Annotated in this window: 12 protein-coding genes and 2 pseudogenes; 3 read left to right on the top strand and 11 right to left on the bottom strand. The window is 67.1% G+C overall.

The features are described from left to right. The first annotated feature begins 99 nt into the window (after positions 1–99). Positions 100–990: a hypothetical protein gene (locus CSEG_RS16280; RefSeq protein ID WP_013080327.1), complete on the top strand. Its 891-nt coding sequence runs from the start codon at positions 100–102 to the stop codon at positions 988–990. Between the two features lie 13 nt (positions 991–1,003). Here the strand turns inward: CSEG_RS16280 and CSEG_RS16275 are convergent, their stop codons facing one another. From CSEG_RS16275 to lepA, 4 genes are all read right to left on the bottom strand, one after another. Next, positions 1,004–2,047, bottom strand: a complete 1,044-nt coding sequence (locus CSEG_RS16275) for a hypothetical protein (protein WP_041538344.1) — start codon at positions 2,045–2,047, stop codon at positions 1,004–1,006. A 492-nt stretch (positions 2,048–2,539) separates the two neighbouring features. Beyond that, positions 2,540–5,077 (bottom strand): S8 family peptidase, encoded by a 2,538-nt coding sequence (locus CSEG_RS16270; RefSeq protein WP_013080325.1) that lies wholly within the window; start codon positions 5,075–5,077, stop codon positions 2,540–2,542. Beyond that, a complete protein-coding gene (locus CSEG_RS16265; RefSeq protein WP_013080324.1) occupies positions 5,070–6,275 on the bottom strand; it encodes an AAA family ATPase in 1,206 nt (401 codons plus the stop codon). Before CSEG_RS16265 ends, CSEG_RS16270 begins: the two co-directional genes overlap by 8 nt. 287 nt (positions 6,276–6,562) lie before the next feature. Continuing rightward, on the bottom strand, positions 6,563–8,371 hold the full coding sequence (gene lepA, locus CSEG_RS16260; RefSeq protein ID WP_041538703.1) for a translation elongation factor 4: 1,809 nt from the start codon (positions 8,369–8,371) through the stop codon (positions 6,563–6,565). Between the two features lie 160 nt (positions 8,372–8,531). Here lepA and CSEG_RS16255 point away from each other — a divergent pair, with 160 nt between their 5' ends. Next, positions 8,532–9,146 (top strand): DUF1134 domain-containing protein, encoded by a 615-nt coding sequence (locus tag CSEG_RS16255; protein ID WP_013080322.1) that lies wholly within the window; start codon positions 8,532–8,534, stop codon positions 9,144–9,146. A gap of 16 nt (positions 9,147–9,162) precedes the next feature. On the opposite strand, the gene CSEG_RS16250 is transcribed toward CSEG_RS16255, so the two are convergent. From CSEG_RS16250 to CSEG_RS22670, 5 genes are all read right to left on the bottom strand, one after another. Beyond that, positions 9,163–9,690: a TIGR00645 family protein gene (locus tag CSEG_RS16250; RefSeq protein WP_013080321.1), complete on the bottom strand. Its 528-nt coding sequence runs from the start codon at positions 9,688–9,690 to the stop codon at positions 9,163–9,165. A 60-nt stretch (positions 9,691–9,750) separates the two neighbouring features. Beyond that, positions 9,751–10,341, bottom strand: a complete 591-nt coding sequence (gene msrA, locus CSEG_RS16245) for a peptide-methionine (S)-S-oxide reductase MsrA (protein ID WP_013080320.1) — start codon at positions 10,339–10,341, stop codon at positions 9,751–9,753. Between the two features lie 53 nt (positions 10,342–10,394). Beyond that, positions 10,395–10,676: a hypothetical protein gene (locus CSEG_RS16240; protein WP_013080319.1), complete on the bottom strand. Its 282-nt coding sequence runs from the start codon at positions 10,674–10,676 to the stop codon at positions 10,395–10,397. Continuing rightward, entirely contained in the window at positions 10,655–10,957 is a 303-nt protein-coding gene (locus tag CSEG_RS16235; protein ID WP_013080318.1) for a hypothetical protein, read from the bottom strand. Before CSEG_RS16235 ends, CSEG_RS16240 begins: the two co-directional genes overlap by 22 nt. A gap of 125 nt (positions 10,958–11,082) precedes the next feature. Next, a complete protein-coding gene (locus CSEG_RS22670; RefSeq protein WP_106907222.1) occupies positions 11,083–11,232 on the bottom strand; it encodes a hypothetical protein in 150 nt (49 codons plus the stop codon). A 139-nt stretch (positions 11,233–11,371) separates the two neighbouring features. On the opposite strand from CSEG_RS22670, the pseudogene CSEG_RS23800 reads away from it, so the two are divergent. Beyond that, positions 11,372–11,494 (top strand): annotated as a pseudogene (locus CSEG_RS23800) (hypothetical protein); the annotation flags it as partial. On the opposite strand, the pseudogene pheT reads toward CSEG_RS23800, so the two are convergent. Both pheT and pheS read right to left on the bottom strand, forming a co-directional pair. Next, positions 11,493–13,932, bottom strand: a pseudogene (gene pheT, locus CSEG_RS16225) (phenylalanine--tRNA ligase subunit beta). The pseudogenes CSEG_RS23800 and pheT sit on opposite strands and share 2 nt — an antisense overlap. Positions 13,933–13,990: 58 nt before the next feature. Continuing rightward, entirely contained in the window at positions 13,991–15,064 is a 1,074-nt protein-coding gene (pheS, locus tag CSEG_RS16220) for a phenylalanine--tRNA ligase subunit alpha (RefSeq protein ID WP_013080316.1), read from the bottom strand. Positions 15,065–15,134: the final 70 nt, after the last annotated feature.

Below are 15,134 nucleotides of genomic sequence, written 5' to 3'. Positions count from 1 at the left end.
CGAGATGCGCCCTAGATCACGGCGGGGCGCATAATGAGGATGGAGGAGGGGGCCGAACATTGGGGCAGGTCCCGGATCCCATCCCGGGATTTCGAGATCATGACGGCATCGACCGCGACGGTGGACAGGACCTGCGAAGGACTGTGCCTGGCCTTCTCGGCTAAGTTGATCCCGAACGGCTTCCGACAGCTGGGCCACCGCTCGGCGATCGACACCCTGCTGATGCTGGCCATCGCCCAGGCCAACCTGGCCCCCATGGAGCGCGACGCCGAGTTCCAGAAGGCCTACGCCGGGCTGGAGGCCTCGCCCCCCGACGAACTGCGCCGCCCCGCCCGCGTCCGCTCGATCGCCGTCTCGCTGGGCGTCCCGCAGGAGACCGCCCGCCGCCGCGTGGTCAGCCTGGTCGAGGCCGGCGTGCTGGTCATGCGCGACGACGGCGTGATCATGCCCCAGACCTTCACCAACTCACCCCACGCGCTGGCGATGGCGCTGGAGACCTGGAGCGCCTTCACCGGCTTCTACGCCAACCTCCGCCGCGCCGGCGCCCTGGCCCCGGTCGAGCCCGCCGCGCCCGACCAGCGCCCGCCCATGCGCCAGATGATGCGGCTGTGGACCAACCACTTCCTGCGCCTGATCGAGGCCCTGATGCCGATGGTCGGCGACCCCTTCGCCGTCGTGATGCTGTTCGCGATCCTCGACGGCAGCCTGGCCGCCGACGGCAAGCCCGCCACCGCCTCGGCCATCGCCCGCGCCCTGGGCCTGCCGTTCGAGAGCGTCCGCCGCAACGCCCTGCGCATCGCCGACAACGGCCTGTGCCAGAAGGTCGGCCGCGGCTACCTGATCCCGCCCGCGCTGATGGAGGAGGCCCGCTGGCGCGCCTTCTCCGAGCGCCACGCCCAGATCCTGATGCGCTTCTTCGCGGCCATGCGCGAGCAGCAGCTGCTGGGCTGGTGGGAGGCGCAACACCTGGCCGAAGGCGGCCGGCCCTAGCGCCGCTCCGTCCCTACCGCCCTCGCCGCCCATAACGCACCGCCCCGGGCGGGGGCTCGGCCGGCGGCAGGGGCGTGGCCTCCTTGGCCAGGTCCTTGCGCGAGGGGTAGGGCGGACGCGGCGGCGGCCAGGTCCTGGCCGGCAGCTTGCGGGCCGGCCGCGGCGCGACGCCGGTGAAGTCCATGGCCACCACCTCCTGCTCGCGCAGCAGGCCCTCGGTGATGATCTCGGCGGCCTCCATCGCCTGGGGATCGTCCTCGCCCAGATAGTCGCGCCGGAAGCGCCTGACCCGCCGCTTGAACAGGCCCGGCACGGTGTCGGGCTTCAGCAGCATGGCCAGGGCGATCAGGTAGATCGAGCGGAACATGTAGGCCGTCTCGTGCTCGACCTGGGCCCGCGACGGCCGCCAGTCGACGAAGCCGGTCATCAACAGCCGCGCCCGCTCGGCGTCATAGGGCTCGTCGCCGTCGGACGCGCCGCCGCCCGGAAACGACCCCAGCCCTTCGTCGTCGGCCGAGGCCAGCCGCGTCAGCCGGTCGGCCAGGGTGGCCAGCCTCAGCGCCTCCTGGTCGCGCCCCGACTGGATCGCCGCCGCCAGCCGCGCCAGCGTCGCGGCCTTCAGGTCGGAGGGATCGGTCGAGAGCGGCGGGGGCGGGACCCGCGCCCCCGGCGCGAACCCCGGCGAAAAGGCGGCCTTGTCCTCGAAGGACGCGCCGAAGGCGCTAAGGGCCTCACCATCGGCGTCGTCGTCGTCCTCGTCGCCGGTCAGCCAGAGCTCGCTGGGCGGCGGCCCCGCGCCGCCCAGCGCCGCCCGCCGCGCGGCCTCCGCCTCGGCCTCGAAGGCCGCGGCGTGCTCGCGCGCCAGATCGTCGGCGTGCGCCTTCTTGGTCCAGCCGTCCTTGCAGGCGTGGCGATAGACGCTGCTGACCGAGACCTTCCACTTGGCCCCCAGCTCGGCGGCGGTCGCGCCGTTCTTGTACTCTTCGGCGATCTGGGCCCACGAGTCCTCCGAGAGGCGGAACCAGGTGGCGCGGGCGTCGGGATGTGATCTGCTCATGGCCGTAGAATACGGCCGCTCCGGACACCGGGGACGCGGCGGGGCGTAGAGCGGGGTCGGGGTGAGGGATTTCAGGGGGTTAGGTGTGGGAAGAGGTGGGGGGAGTTGGGCGCGAAACGCGCCGCGCTTCTCCAGCACCAGAACGCTCAGTCAAGGGCGTGAAACTCTGACGTCGAAGCTGGAGGTCGCGAACGAGCCTCATATGCTTTCCAGTCCCTAGTCAGCGCTATGGCGAGCAGGGTGTCGAATGTCCCAACTAAGAATCCAGACCACCACTTCGACCCGGAAAACCAAAGGGCAATTCCTGCGATCAAGCTGACCAAGGCAAGCCATCCGAGCACAGCGTGGATGATGGCCCGAGCTCCCTCGCCGCGCTTTGCGAGGAGAAGCTCCAGAATACGTTCAAGCAAAAAGCCGATCATCTATTGCCCCTGTGGGACCTGTCGGAAGCCCGAAGAAAGTGGTGCCATCGCACACGTCGCTTTGGCCGGTCTAGCTGCGGTTGCGCAGGCGGATGGCCGTGCGAACATCCCGAGCATCAGCGCGGCTAGCTTGCAGCTCCTGGCGGAATTGCGGGAAGATCGGCCGCGTACCTTCAGGGTCTTCTAGCGTTAGGAGCACAGCGAACGGCACGCCCTCGGCAGGGAAGCTGGCCTCGGCCCGCACCAAGCTAGTGACCTCCAAACACCACTGCGAGGACTCACCGTTCTCTTTGAAAGTACTCTCGTACTGCTTGGACGGCCACCACTTCAGGCCGTGATCGATCAAGGCCCGCTCTGGAATAGCTAGCTTCGCCGACCCTGGCAGATACGCTGCGTCGATCTGGTTGAGGTATCGCGCGCGCCCATCTTTTGCTGGTTCGGTCTGACGTTGCTTGAGACTAGCCTCAAGATTGACGCGAACGAATTCTGCACCGAAGGCCGGGTCCAGCGGCGGCGAGTAGACCAGCGTGATCCGAGCGCGCCCCGAGCAGGCGCTATCAGGCGTGGTCAGGCTCTGAGGCCAGGTGAACGGGAAGTGCAGGATGACCGGCTTGCGCTCGCCGATGCTGAGCCGGCTCTGGAACAGCAGCGTGATCTGGTGATCGCCGGTTTCTAGCATATCGACCACCTGAGCCGGCTGGCCAAAACCGGCGAACTGCCTGGCAAGTTGCTTGTGACCGCGTTTGGTTAGCGGTTCAGGCATGACCGCATGGTGCAGCAACATGGCGCGTAAGGCCTCGGTGGTCAGCCCACCCTCTGTCGCCACGTCGAGACCCGCCAGGACACGCGCCACTAGGGGCGCGGCAAAGCTGGTGCCCACCACGTCTTGACGAAGACCGGCCGGCGTCAGGGAACTGAGCCCAGTAGACGCGCCCGGCCTAGCCCCGCCGACGCCGCCGTACGCGGCCACATCTGGCTTGACCCCTACCTGCAGGCCTGGCCCGCGCGTCGTGTAGATCGTCGGCGCCCCGGCCACATCCGCTAGGCCGGGTGGGTTTAACGCCCCCACCGAAATCGAGCGCACGCTCTCGGACGGCTTGAAGATGGTATCAGGCGAAGTGCGCGAAGCTAAATAGGACACCGCCTCGCTGGGCTTCCTGGGCCAAGGCGCTCGCGCCTGGGCCCTGGGCAAATTGCCGGCGGAGTTGACGAAGATCACCCCGTAGGTGTCGGCGATCTGATCCAGGCGCGAAGCGTAAATGCTGTAGCGGTGGCGTTCGACGTCCGACACGGCGTTGATAGATAGATTGAAGACCCGCACGCCGTGCTGTTGGCTGGCCTCCGCTACCGCCTGCTCGACCTCCTCCAAGAAGTCGGTGAAGCCCCGTGGAAACTTCTCACTGAACGTCCCGGTCGGATAAAGGGGCACGTCGTAAATTTGGCAGCCGTTTGCCTCCGGCACCACCGTAGGCGGGTTCACCAACTGCGGCACCGCGATCAGGCCGGCCACCCCAGTGCCGTGGACAGCGTTGAACTCCGTCTCATCTAGGAAGTCGAACCGCCCGACGACCCAGTCCTCGAGACACTCGCCGACACCGGAGTCGATCACCCCGACGACCGGATAGCTGGCCCCGCTCGCCGGCGTCGGAATTTCCAACGGCTCGTCTCCCTGGGAAAGCCCTTCGGCGGATCGCGTCGGTGTCTCCTCGTCGGTAAGCTGCAAAAGCACCGGCGGCAGTACCGCCCGAACAAGGGGGTGTTCCTGCAAGGCGTTCAGCACCGCTTCGTGGCGGGCCGGATCCAAGTCGACCGGAGCCGGGGGCGGCGCAGAGACCAGGTCGGAACGGATGAGGCTGGTGCGGTTGTCCACCAGGGCTGGCTGGACGCTACGGGTGAGCTGCAACTCCATGACCGGCGTGCGACCGATCGCCGATGCGATGAAGCTGCGCGCGCCAGCGCCTGTGGACAGCAACACTTGCTCCAGCGAACGGCGCAGCGCTGCACGTCCCGTAAGATCGCTGGCAATGACCTTTTCTTCCGGCGTCTCGAAGAGCTCGATCTGGTAGCCGGAAACAACGCGCGGGTCTTCGAAGGCAGCGAGAGCCGCCGAGACCGAGAACGAACGCTTCTGCTCGGGTGGAGCGATCTCGATAGACTCGATAGCCCCGACCTCCTGCCGTGCGTAGGTAGGGGCCTTGTAGGCCTCACCGTCGCGCAGGCGGTACTTGGTGGCGACCTTCAGTTCAGCCTGTTCGATCCGGGCCCGGAGCGTCGCGAGGTAGATCAGTGGAGCCCTAAAGTAGAGCGTTCCGACCGCATCGGCTCCGACGCACGGGAACTGGTCGCGCTTGAAGAGCCAGCCCGGGCGATAGGACTTGGCCAGCGCCTCAGGACGCATCTGGACCTTGAGATAGGTGGCCGGCCCGTGTGGGCTCTTCTGTACAGCCGCGATCACCGCGTCGACTGCCGCGAGCAGCTCGGCCTTGTGCGCAGCGAAGGCAGCATCGGCCCCGTCGTAGAAGTCCTTGGTACGCGGAGGCTGACCAGGCTCGGGCGCTTGGTGAAAGTCCTGATCGTTGAGGATGATCTGGACCGGATTGTTAGGCATGAACAGCCTCCATCATCGGCAGATGCAGCTTGGCCTTCTTCAGGTCGCTTATCTTGGATTGGGCATAGCCGGTTGCGTCGCCTATCTCGGTCTGCTTGAGGCCAGCGTCAGCATCATTGGCGATCAGGCTGACAAAGGCCTCCAAGTCGGCGGCCAGGATACGCGCAGCCTGGTGGTCCAGTGATGGGGCTCGCGCCAACACTGCGCTCAGCGCCCGGAACAGGGCCGGCCCATCGTGCGCATCGCCACTCAACGCAACCCAACGCTTCACAGCCGCACAAACCCGCTCCAGATCGGCACCGGAACGGCCAGCCAAGCAGTAGGCGAAAATCCGCAGGGTGGCGGGCTCCGCGCTGATCGGGCGCAGGAAGCGGGCAATCATCTGCTCCCGGGCGCCCGCCTCAGGCTCGCCCATGTGAACATGGGTCTCGAACCGCCGCCACACCGCCGGATCGAGAAGGCGGTCGTGGTTGGTGATGGCGACGGTGATGCCGAACTCGCGCCGCATGTCGAGGTTCTGCAACAGGGTGTTCACCACGCGTTTGATTTCACCGATCTCCTGAGGGTCGTCGCGAAGCTTGGCGAGCGCATCGAACTCGTCGAGAAGAAGCACGCACGCATAGCGATTGGCGAAGTCGAACAGGTTGGCGATATTGCGCGCGGTGGTGCCCAGGAACGAAGAGATCAGCCCGTCAATGCGGGCTGTGATCAGAGGCAGGCCAAGACGCTCAGCGATGTAGCGCGCGGTGACCGTTTTGCCCGACCCCGGAGGGCCATAGATGAGCAAGGTGCGCGTCGGCTCGACGCCGACGGATTGAAGCGCCGCTGCACTGTTCCACTCTTGGAGTAGACCTTCGATCGTTCCCAGGATGGTTGGGCCATAGATCGGGGCCGGCAGGCCATCCCTGGCGAAATCAATCGAACACAGCCGTGCGCCGGTTTCGCGATCGATTGGCGGATGTACTTCGCGGGTCAGTCGCTCGCCAGCGACAAGGAAGCGGGACACCTCGACGCGGCTGGGCGCCATCTCGCGGGTTTCCTCGACCGCTTCCAGCAGGCGCTCCAGCGTCGCGGCTTCCTTCGCCGCGCCGGCCTTCTCCAGCCTTTCGCGCAAACGGGCGACCTGTTTGCCCAAGGCCGCCTGATCGCCCGCTAGCGCGGCGCGAACAATGCTCTGCACCACAGCAAAATGTTCCATAAGACGATCCACCCAAAAAATAACAAGGCAGATTCATATCGGCGAAACATAATGGGAACAAGCGAAAATTTGACGATTTATCTGAATTTTGCCGATCCATATCTGGATTACGACCGTTGATATCGAAAATTGGGATGAATATAAACTGCATAGACGGTCGTTACCCGCCCCTCTTAAGCCAAGGAAGCAGTCCTTCAAGGTCGGCGATGAGCCCAAAACAAAACCCCCGCCAGTCTCCCGGCGGGGGCGCTCTAAACCCAACGATCCGGCGCTAAAGCCGCCCCCGATCAATCCTCGTCCATCTTCAGGGCGGCGATGAAGGCTTCCTGCGGGATCTCGACCTTGCCGAACTGGCGCATCCGCTTCTTGCCTTCCTTCTGCTTGTCCAGAAGCTTGCGCTTGCGGCTGGCGTCGCCGCCGTAGCACTTGGCGGTCACGTCCTTGCGCAGGGCGCGGACGGTTTCGCGGGCGATGATGCGGCCGCCGATGGCGGCCTGGATCGGGATGACGAACATGTGCTGGGGGATGAGCTCCTTCATCTTCTCGCACATGCCCCGGCCGCGGCTTTCGGCGCGGCTGCGGTGGACCAGCATCGACAGGGCGTCGACGGGCTCGCTGTTGACCAGGATCGACATCTTGACGAGGTCGCCGGCGCGGTAGTCCTCCAGCTGGTAGTCGAAGCTGGCGTAGCCCTTCGAGATCGACTTCAGGCGGTCGTAGAAGTCGAAGACCACCTCGTTCAGCGGCAGGTCGTAGACGACCATGGCGCGGCTGCCGACGTAAGAGAGCTCGCGCTGCATGCCGCGGCGGTCCTGGCACAGCTTGATGACGCCGCCCAGATATTCGTCGGGGGTGAAGATCGTGGCCTTGATCCAGGGCTCGGCGATCTCCTCGATCTGCATGACGTCGGGCAGGTCGGCGGGGTTGTGCAGCTCGATCTCGTCGCCGTTGCGCAGCTTGATCTTGTAGACCACCGAGGGGGCGGTCGCGATCAGGTCGAGGTCGAACTCGCGGGACAGGCGCTCCTGGATGATCTCCAGGTGGAGGAGGCCAAGGAACCCGCAGCGGAAGCCAAAGCCCAGGGCGGCGCTGCTCTCCATCTCGTAGGTGAAGCTGGCGTCGTTGAGGCGCAGCTTGCCGACGGCGGCGCGCAGGTCCTCGAAGTCGGCGGCGTCGACCGGGAAGAGGCCGCAGAACACGACCGGGACCACTTCCTTGAAGCCCTTGAGGGCTTCGGCGGTGGGCTTCTTCTCGTCGGTGATGGTGTCGCCGACGGCGGCGTCGGCCACTTCCTTGATCGAGGCGGTGAAGAAGCCGACCTCGCCGGGGCCGAGCTCGGCGACGTCGGTGGCCTTGGGCGTGAAGACGCCGACCTTGTCGATGCGGTGGGTGGCGCCGGTCTGCATCATGCGGACCTGCTGGCCGGCCTTCAGCGTGCCGTCGAAGATGCGGACCAGGACGACGACGCCGAGGTAGGCGTCGTACCAGGCGTCGACCAGCAGGGCCTTGAGCGGGGCGTTGCGGTCGCCCTTGGGCGGGGGCAGGCGGGTGACGATGGCCTCGAGCACGTCGGGGATGCCCAGGCCGGTCTTGGCCGAGCACTCGACGGCGTCGGAGGCGTCCAGGCCGATGACGTCCTCGATCTGCGCCTTGACGCGGTCGACGTCGGCGGCGGGCAGGTCGACCTTGTTGAGGACCGGGACGATCTCGTGGTTGTTGTCGATGGCCTGGTAGACGTTGGCCAGGGTCTGGGCTTCCACCCCTTGCGAGGCGTCGACGACCAGGATCGAGCCTTCGCAGGCGGCCAGCGAGCGGCTGACCTCGTAGGCGAAGTCGACGTGGCCGGGGGTGTCCATCAGGTTGAGGATGTAGGTCTCGCCGTCGGCGGCCTTGTAGGTCAGGCGCACGGTCTGCGCCTTGATGGTGATGCCGCGCTCCTTCTCGATGTCCATGTTGTCCAGCACCTGCGCGCTCATCTCGCGCGCGGTGAGGCCGCCGGTGGTCTGGATCAGGCGGTCGGACAGCGTGGACTTGCCGTGGTCGATGTGCGCCACGATGGAAAAGTTACGGATCTTGTCGAGAGGCGTCGAAGTCATGGGCTGCGCATAGCACATTTGGCCCGGTTCGCGAGGGGCGTTGCGTTTCGGGGGGGGCGACGCGGGCGGACATGCTTAACCCCGCGTTAAGTTTGGGGCCGCAAACCCGTCCCAATGGCTTGCAACAGTGTTGCAAAGTAATCGACCTGGAGGCCCACCCATGGACCGTCGCAAGCTGATCCTCTCCGGCGCCGCCGCCGGCCTGACCGCCTCGGCGACCGACGCCCTGGCCCTGCAGGCCAATCCGCCGCCGGCGGGGGCCAGCGGCCCGAACTATGAGACGGGCGGCGCCTCGACCTATTCGCGCGACGAGATGGTGCGCGCGACCTCGGACTTCTTGGGCGTCACGGCCGAGAGCGCCGGCGCGGCGATCGAGCGGGTGTTCAAGGAGCAGGGCCAACCCACCGCCTATATCGCGGGCGAGGAGGGCTCGGGCGCCATCGCCATTGGCCTGCGCTACGGCCGGGGCCTGCTCTACATGAAAGGCCGCCCGACGATGGAGGTCTTCTGGCAAGGCCCGTCGATCGGCTGGGACTGGGGCGGCAACGCCAGCCGCGTCTTCACCCTCTGCTATAACCTGCAGTATCCCGACGCCGTCTTCCGTCGTTTCCCGGGCGTCGAAGGCAGCGCCTACCTGATCGGCGGCCTCGGCGTGAACTACCAGAAGGCCGACGAGATCACCCTGGCGCCGATCCGTGCGGGCGTTGGTCTGCGTCTGGGCGCCAACATCGGCTACCTCGGCTACAGCCGCAAACGGCGCACGCTGCCGTTCTAGGGCGGGCGGGAGAAGTCTAGTGCTTCTCCACCTTGCCGTTCAGCCAGTCCATGACGGCCAGCAGGACGCCCGAGGCGACGAACGACAAGTGCACGACCACCAGCCACAATAGGCGCACCTGATCGACCGTCTGGCCAGGCTCCGTCAGCTTGAGGAAAGCCTTGAGCAAGGCGATGGCCGAGATCGCCACGATCGAGGCGATCAGCTTCATCTTCAGGCCCGAGAAGTCGACCGTGCCCATCCAGTCCGGCCGATCCTCATGGCTGGCCGTATCGATCTTCGAGACGAAGTTCTCGTAGCCGGACAGGATCACGATCACGAGCAGGTTCGCGGCCAGGGAGAGGTCGATCAGCGACAGCGCCATCAGGATCGCGTCCTCCGGCTTCATCGACAGGACGTGCGGCAGTTCGTGCGCCAGCTCCTGGAAGAAGACGACGATCAGCGCCGCCAGGGCCACGACGAGGCCGACATAAAACGGCGCCATCAGCCAGCGCGACGCGAAAAGGCCGCGCTCCAACCACAACTCCAGAACCGGTTTCGTCATCAAGGCCTCCGCTTGCGGTGCGCAACCTAGCGAGGGAGAAGCCCGAACGCTACCGCGACGCTATCCGCCCCACACCTGCTTGAGCCGCGCGTCACGGCCGCAGCCCACGCGGTAGGCGTTGTAGTTGGCGGCGTTCCGCTTGGCGTAGTCGCGGTGGTATTCCTCCGCCGGATAGAAGGTTTGCAGCGGCAGGATCTGGGCTTTCATCGTTCCCGTCTTCAGGCGCTTGGCGGCCTCGGCGCGGGACTTTTCGGCGATCGGGCGCTGGGCGGGCGTGACGAAGAGGGCCGGACGGTAGGACGGGCCGCGGTCACAGAACTGGCCGCCATCGTCGGTCGGATCGACCAGCTTCCAATAGCGATAGAGCAGGAAGCCGTAGTCCAGCTTGGCGGGGTCGTAGGTGACGCGAACGGCCTCGTAGTGGCCGCTACGTTCGCTGGTGACGTCCCGATAGGTCGGGTTCTTGACGTGGCCGCCGGTGTAGCCGCTCTCGACCTTCAGCACGCCGGGGATGCCGCCCATGTCGTGCTCCATGCACCAGAAGCAGCCGCCGGCGAAGACGGCGGTCTCGGTCTTGGGGGCGGCGAGGGCGGGCGCGCCCGTGATCAGCAGGGCGAAGGCGGCGGCGAGGAGGGCAAGCAGGCGGCGCATCGTGGTCTCCGGAGGCGGAACTCACCTCAGATACGTACGAGAGCGCTGTTTGGTTACTGCCGCCAGCCGAATCCCACGCCACGCACGGAAGGACAGGCGGCCAGGCGCGAGGCCAGGGCTTCGGCGCGGGCGTCGCCCTGGTCGTCGATCTCGAGGCGAATGGCCAGGTGCTGGCCCTCGGGAGCGGCGGACAGGGCGCGCAACCGCGCCTGCTGGACCGAAGCCACGCCCAAGACGCGCATCAGGGCGTCGGGCGTGTCCTCGGCGGTGACGAGGAAGAGACGACGTTTCTCATCCTCCTGTTTGAGAGGGTCTACGCGCACGGCCGGACCCACTGGTGCTCTACCGAGGCCGAGCTCACGCCAGGCCAGGCGGCGAGGTCGCGGGCCAGAAGGCGGGCCGCTTGGTCGCCCAGATGGCGCACGCGCAGCGAGGCTTCGACGATCTGGCCGACGGGCTTGAGGGTCAGGCCGCACAGTTCGGCGCCGCTGTCGGCCAGGCCTTGGCGAACGGCGTCGAGCGCGCTGGGCGCGTCCTGCGCGGCCAGCAGCAACTGGTGCACGGTGACGCCGTCAGCGTCGCTGTGGAAGGCGGGTGGAGAGGGCAGGTAGCTCATCGAGGTGGTCCTTGGATTTGAGAGACTTGGAGGACCGAGGAACCGCGCAACAAAAAACCCCGCTCGTGGGAGCGGGGCTTTTTGGAGATCTTGCGATCCTTCGGCTTTGGGTTTGGTAGGGTTTCCTACCGCTGCTTGCGCCGATTTTGCCCCGTTCGAACTCGCACGGTTTTAATCTGGTTAATCATGTTCCACATCGACACCGCGCACGACATCGCGGCCACGGCGGCGAGGCCGGTGGTCACGAAAGCGGCGAAGGCGAAGGTCGATTGCATGTGGAAGCGATGACTCCAGTGAGCGCTTCTTACAGGTAGCGTGACATTTGGCGCCGCGCAAGGGCTTGCCCCAGCCAGGGACGTTCGGTCGCGGAGGGGGCGGGTTTTGCCCGTGGTGAGGCTTGGCGCCTGGAAAGTGGACAATCCTCCCCCCGTGGGGGAGGCGGCCGAAGGCCGGAGGGGGAGTTACCGGGCCAGCAGAACTTCCCCCTCCGTCCGCTTCGCGGACACCTCCCCCGCTAGGGGGAGGATTTCAGCTCTTACCCCCGCAGCTTGCCGCCGGCCTTCTCGGCCGCCGCGACGATCTTGGCCGACAGGGCCTCGATCTCGGCGTCGGTGAGGGTGGCTTCGCGGGGCTGGACCACGACCTCGATCGCGATCGACTTGAAGCCCTCCGGCACGCCGGGGCCTTCGTAGACGTCGAACACGCGCGCGGCGGTGATCAGCGCCTTGTCGGCGCCGGCGGCGGCTTTCACGAGGTCGCCGGCGGCCTTGGTCTTCTCGACCAGGAAGGCGAAGTCGCGGGTCAGCGGCATCAGGGCCGAGGGCGAGAAGGCCGGGCGCGTCTTGACCGACTTCTTCTTCGGCTCGGGGATCGCCTCCAGGGTGATCTCGAAGCCGTAGACCGGGCCGGCCACGTCGAGGGCCTTCAGGACCGCCGGGTGGATCTCGCCGAATTCGGCCATCACCGCCTTGGGGCCCAGTTGCAGGCGCGCCGAGCGGCCCGGGTGCCACCAGGACGAGGCCGAGCCCTGCGCGGTCTGCAGCGAGGCGACGGGGGCGCCCAGCTCCTCCAGCAGGGCCAGCAGGTCGCCCTTGACGGTGAAGACGTCGTCTTGCGGAGCCTTGCTCCAGCTACGCGGCGCTTTCGGGACCACGATCGCCGAGACGACGGTGCGCTGATCGTTCGGCTTGTCGCCGTGGAAGGTCGGGCCGATCTCGAACAGGGCCGCGTCCGGGAAGCCCTGGCGGGCGTTGCGGCCGGCGGCCTCGATCAGGTTGGGCAGCAGCGACGGGCGCATGCAGTCCAGTTCCGAGGCGATCGGGTTGGCGAGGACCAGCTCGGCCGCGCCGCCGCCAAACAGCTCGGCGGTCTTGCGGCTGGTGAAGCTGTAGGTCACGGCCTCGGCGTAGCCGGCGGCGGCCAGAGCCCGGCGGGCCGTGCGGGCGCGGGCCTGCTTGGCGGTCAGGATGCCGCCGACCGCGCGCGGCGCTTCCGGCAGCGGCGTCGAGGGCAGGGCGCCGTAGCCGGCGATGCGCGCGACTTCTTCCACCAGGTCGGCCTTGCCTTCCACGTCGCGGCGGAAGGTCGGCGGCGTGACGGTCCAGGGCGAGCCGTCCTTCACGTCGAAGCCCAGGTCGACCAGGATCTGGCGTGCGCGGTCGACCGAGACCGACAGGCCCGACAGCTGCTCGACGTAAGCAGGGTCGAAGGCGAAGCCCTTCGGCGCGGCCGGAGCCTCGCCGGCGACAACAATGTCCGACGGCTGGCCGCCGCACAGCTCCAGGATATCAGCTTGGTGGCTAGCTCCAGGCCAGGCACGACCGAGCCGGTGTCGACCGTACGGGCGAAGCGGTACTGGGCGTCGCTGTTGATGCCGGTGGCGCGGCCCGTCTGGGCGATGCGGATCGGTTCGAACCATGCGCTCTCGACGAAGACGTCGACCGTCTCGTCGGAGCAGCCGGTGCTCTCGCCGCGCCCATGACGCCGCCCAGGCCGATCGGGCGGTTGCCCTGGGCGTCGGCGATCACGCACATCTCCGGCGTGATGTCGTAGGTCTTGCCGTCCAGAGCGATCAGTTGCTCGTCGTGATGTTCGGCCGGCGAGGGCTGGTCGCCGGGCGTGGTCTCGGCCTTGCCGCGGCCCAGGCGGGCCTCGATCGTCGCGCCGACCAGCTTGGCCGCGTCATAGACGTGCAGCGGGCGGGCACGGTCGTAGGAGATCAGGTTGGTGACGTCCACTAGGGCGTTGATCGGGCGCAGGCCGATGGCGGTCAGGCGGTCGGCCAGCCACTTGGGCGAAGGGCCGTTCTTGACGCCCTTGATCAGGCGGCCGGCGAACACCGGGCAGGCCTCGCCGTCCACCTTGACTGTGATCGGGCAGGGGAAGGTCCCGGCGACCGGCGCGATCGACAGGTCCTTCAGCTTACCCACGCCCGCGGCGGCCAGGTCGCGGGCGATGCCGGCGACGCCCAGCCAGTCGGGGCGGTTGGGGGTGACTTCGAAGTCGATGACGGCTTCCAGGCCCAGCGCGTCAACGGCCGGCGTGCCGACCGCCAGGCTGTCGGGCAGCTCCATGATGCCGTCGCTCTCGGTGGCGTATTCCAGCTCGGCGGCCGAGCAGAGCATGCCGTTCGAGACGACGCCGCGCACCGGCTTCTCGACCAGGGTCACGTCCAGGCCCGGCACGTAGGCGCCGATCGGGGCGTAGATGGTGGTCAGGCCCGCGCGGGCGTTCGGCGCGCCGCAGACGATCTCCTTGCGGCCATCGACGGTGTCGACCTGGCAGACCTGCAGACGGTCGGCGTTCGGGTGGCGGGCGGCCTCGACGATCTTGCAGACCGTGAAGGGCGCGAGCTTGGTCGCCGGATCGATGACGTGCTCGACCTCGAGCCCGGCCATGGTCATGGCCGCGACGATCTCGGGAACGGTGGCGGTGGTCTCAAGGTGATCCTTGAGCCAGGAGAGCGTGAATTTCATTTTCAATCTCCAAGCCCCGCCGCCGCGCGGAGGGGTTGGTGGAATTCCAGAAGGGCGATCAGCTCAGGCCGCTGGCCGGGTTCGGCGCGGCGAAGGCGCTAAAGCCGTAGTGCGACAGCCAGCGGACGTCCGACGACCACATGTCGCGAAGGTCCGGCATGCCGTACTTCAGCATGCCCAGGCGGTCGACGCCCATGCCGAAGGCGAAGCCCTGGTACTCGTCCGGATCGATACCGCAGGCGCGCAGGACGTTCGGATGAACCATCCCGCAGCCCAGGATCTCGAGCCAGCTCGTGCCCTGGCCGATCTTGATCTCGCCGCCCGAGCGGTCGCACTGCACGTCCATCTCGGCCGACGGCTCGGTGAACGGGAAGTGGTGCGGGCGGAACTGGGTGGTGACCGCGTCGGTCTCGAAGAACCGCGCCAGGAAGGTCTCCAGGGTCCACTTCAGGTGACCCATGTGGATGCCCTTGTCGATCACCAGGCCCTCGACTTGGTGGAACACCGGCGTGTGGGTGGCGTCGTTGTCCACGCGGTAGGTGCGGCCCGGCGCGATGATGCGGATCGGCGGCTTCTGCGACACCATGGTCCGCACCTGCACGGGGCTGGTGTGGGTGCGGAGCAGCATGCGTTCGCCCGACTCCTTCGTATTGAAGAAGAAGGTGTCATGCATCTCGCGGGCCGGGTGCTTCTCGGGGAAGTTCAGAGCCGTGAAATTGTGGAAGTCGTCCTCGATGTCCGGACCTTCGGCGACGGCGAAGCCCATCTCGGCGAAGACCGCGACGATCTCGTCCATGGTCTGCATGGTCGGGTGGACGCTGCCCTTGCGGCGGTAGGGCGCGGGCAGGGACAGATCGAGGGTCTCGCTGGCCAGGCGCGCGTCGAGCTCGGCGGCTTCGAGCGCAGCCTTCTTGGCGGCGATGGCCTCGGTGACCTTGTCGCGCAAAGCGTTGATCGCCGCGCCCTGGGTCTTGCGCTCCTCGGGGCTCATCGCGCCCAGGGTTTTCAGCAGGCCCGAGATCGAGCCGGTCTTGCCGACAGCGGCCACGCGGACCGCGTCGAGCGTCGAGAGATCGCCAGCGGCGGCCACCTGGGCCAGCACATCGGCTTCGAGGGTGTTGAGATCGGTCATGACGGGCATCCGTCTAGAGGATTTGGTCGCGGGGGAGTAGGGGAGCGCGCAGCAAAAAGCCCTCCGGTTC

Source organism: Caulobacter segnis ATCC 21756 (assembly GCF_000092285.1).
Lineage (GTDB): Bacteria > Pseudomonadota > Alphaproteobacteria > Caulobacterales > Caulobacteraceae > Caulobacter > Caulobacter segnis.
Note: the sequence above shows the minus strand (reverse complement) of the source record. Positions and strands in the feature narration are given on the sequence as shown.

Excerpts from the sequence above, each read along its gene's own strand:
- CSEG_RS16255 (WP_013080322.1), top strand. The coding sequence starts at position 8,532 with ATGGACCGTCGCAAGCTGATCCTCTCCGGCGCCGCCGCCGGCCTGACC.
- CSEG_RS22670 (WP_106907222.1), bottom strand. The coding sequence starts at position 11,232 with ATGCAATCGACCTTCGCCTTCGCCGCTTTCGTGACCACCGGCCTCGCC.
- CSEG_RS16270 (WP_013080325.1), bottom strand. The coding sequence starts at position 5,077 with ATGCCTAACAATCCGGTCCAGATCATCCTCAACGATCAGGACTTTCAC.
- CSEG_RS16235 (WP_013080318.1), bottom strand. The coding sequence starts at position 10,957 with ATGAGCTACCTGCCCTCTCCACCCGCCTTCCACAGCGACGCTGACGGC.
- CSEG_RS16280 (WP_013080327.1), top strand. The coding sequence starts at position 100 with ATGACGGCATCGACCGCGACGGTGGACAGGACCTGCGAAGGACTGTGC.
- CSEG_RS16250 (WP_013080321.1), bottom strand. The coding sequence starts at position 9,690 with ATGACGAAACCGGTTCTGGAGTTGTGGTTGGAGCGCGGCCTTTTCGCG.
- CSEG_RS16265 (WP_013080324.1), bottom strand. The coding sequence starts at position 6,275 with ATGGAACATTTTGCTGTGGTGCAGAGCATTGTTCGCGCCGCGCTAGCG.
- lepA (WP_041538703.1), bottom strand. The coding sequence starts at position 8,371 with ATGACTTCGACGCCTCTCGACAAGATCCGTAACTTTTCCATCGTGGCG.
- msrA (WP_013080320.1), bottom strand. The coding sequence starts at position 10,341 with ATGCGCCGCCTGCTTGCCCTCCTCGCCGCCGCCTTCGCCCTGCTGATC.
- CSEG_RS16275 (WP_041538344.1), bottom strand. The coding sequence starts at position 2,047 with ATGAGCAGATCACATCCCGACGCCCGCGCCACCTGGTTCCGCCTCTCG.
- pheS (WP_013080316.1), bottom strand. The coding sequence starts at position 15,064 with ATGACCGATCTCAACACCCTCGAAGCCGATGTGCTGGCCCAGGTGGCC.